The following is a 1,505-nucleotide window of genomic DNA, read 5'->3' on the forward strand; positions in this document are numbered from 1 at the left end:
TCACCCGATCCATACCGTTCGTCGTGGGCCGTTCCGGTCATTCGTAGGATCGGGGCACCCAGGGGTGCTGGGTATGGCTGTCACCCGACCGCCGATGATGTGGCTTCCACTGATTGGCCGCCCGGCACCCCGCGACGACTCGGCCGCTAATTGGGATACGCGAACTGAATCGCTCGTATGGATGCGTCGGCGAGGTCGTCTGCTGGGACTCAACACCACGTCGGAGGAGGATCAGGTGCCCGAATTGTGGGCCGGGACGGACGCGGGGAAGGCCGAGCACCACTGCACGGTCATCGACACCAACGGAACGACACTGCTCTCGCGGCGCGTGCCGAACAGCGAGGCTGAACTGCTCGAACTCCTCGGTGACGTACTGGGGATAGCCGACGGCGATCCGGTCACCTGGGCCGTCGACCTGAACGCAGGCGGGGCCTCCTTGTGGATCGCGCTGCTGGTCGGCCACGGCCAGAAGCTGCTCTACATCCCCGGCCGGACCGTGAACCACGCATCAGTGGCCTACCGGGGCAGCGGGAAGACGGACGCAAAGGACGCGTTCGTCATCGCCGATACCGCCCGCATGCGCCGTGACTTGCAGCCCCTGCAGGAGCTCGGTGAGATCGCGGTGGACCTGCGGATCCTGACCACTCGCCGGATCGATCTCGCGGCCGACCGCACCCGTGCGATCAACCGCCTCCGTGCCCAGTTGCTGGAGTACTTCCCCGCCCTGGAGCGCGCCTTCGATCTGAGCGCCTCCAAGAGCGCGCTGATCCTGCTGACCGGCTACCAGACTCCCGCGGCCCTGCGGCGAATCGGCCGGTCGCGGCTCGCGACCTGGCTGAAGAACCACGGCGTGCGCACCAGCACCGCTGCCAAGAGCACCGCGGAGACGGCGGTGACTGCCGGGGAGGCCCAGCTCACCGTCGTTCCCGGGGAGATGACCTGCGCGAACATGGTCCGTACGCTGGCTGCGGCGGTGATGGCCCTCGACCAGGAGATCGCGGAGCTCGAAGCCCAGATCGAGGACCGCTTCCAGGAGCATCCCGACGCTGAGGTGATCACCAGCATGCCCGGCATCGGCATGACGCTGGGCGCCGAGTTCATCGCCGCCACCGGCGGAGACATGTCCTTGTTCGGCAGCTCCGACCGGCTCGCCGGCGTTGCCGGTTTGGCCCCGGTTCCCCGCGACTCGGGCAAGGTCAGCGGCAACCTCCGCCGACCTCGGCGCTACAACAGGCGACTGCTGCGGATGTTCTATCTCTCCGCCCAGGTCGCCACCGTGTACTGTCCCGAATCGAAGCGGTACTACCAGCGCAAACGCGTGGAGGGAAAGTCCCACAAGCAGGCCGTCCTGGCCCTCGCCAGGCGTCGCCTGAACGTGCTCTGGGCGCTCCTGCGCGACCACAGGCCCTTCGAGACCGCTACTGTCCGCGCAAACACCGCAGCGACGTGATCCGACCACAGTGCGTCACCAACGCTACTTGACAACCTCATTGGGAATCAGTGGC

General features: G+C 67.0%; 1 protein-coding gene. It reads left to right on the forward strand.

Translation table 11 applies throughout. The annotated features are described in order from the left end of the window. The first annotated feature begins 181 nt into the window (after window positions 1–181). Window positions 182–1,450, forward strand: coding sequence for an IS110 family transposase (locus tag ACFVUH_RS37345; protein ID WP_387918093.1), 1,269 nt, complete (start codon window positions 182–184; stop codon window positions 1,448–1,450). Window positions 1,451–1,505 lie beyond the last annotated feature (55 nt).

The organism is Kitasatospora sp. NPDC058032 (assembly GCF_042885845.1).
Classification (GTDB): Bacteria; Actinomycetota; Actinomycetes; order Streptomycetales; family Streptomycetaceae; genus Kitasatospora.